Genomic DNA, 322 nt, shown 5'->3' with positions numbered 1-322 from the left:
TTCTTCTTTCTGAGTTTTGATACGATTCCGGCTCTATCGTATTATTTCCCTTTCTTCTTTCTGCGTTTTGATACGATTCCGGCTCTATCGTATTATTTCTCTTTCTTTTTTCTCCGTTTTAATACGATTCAGGCTTTATCGTATTATTTCTCTTTCTTTTTTCTCCGTTATAATACGTTTCCGGCTTTATCGTATTATTTCTCTTTCTTTTTTCTGCGTTATAATACGATTCCGGCTCTATCGTATTATTTCCCTTTCTTCTTTCTGCGTTTTGATACGATTCCGGCTCTATCGTATTATTTCCCTTTCTTCTCTCTGCGTT

General features: G+C 35.4%; 1 protein-coding gene. It reads right to left on the bottom strand.

Annotated elements, in window-relative coordinates; genetic code table 11:
• Positions 1–118: 118 nt before the first annotated feature.
• Positions 119–322 (bottom strand): hypothetical protein (locus tag FGB90_RS19890; protein ID WP_210237272.1); only part of this gene is annotated, 204 nt, incomplete at its 5' end.

This window comes from Alteribacter natronophilus (genome assembly GCF_006007885.1).
Taxonomy (GTDB): domain Bacteria; phylum Bacillota; class Bacilli; order Bacillales; family Salisediminibacteriaceae; genus Alteribacter; species Alteribacter natronophilus.
This window is presented reverse-complemented; position numbering and strand designations above follow the sequence as displayed.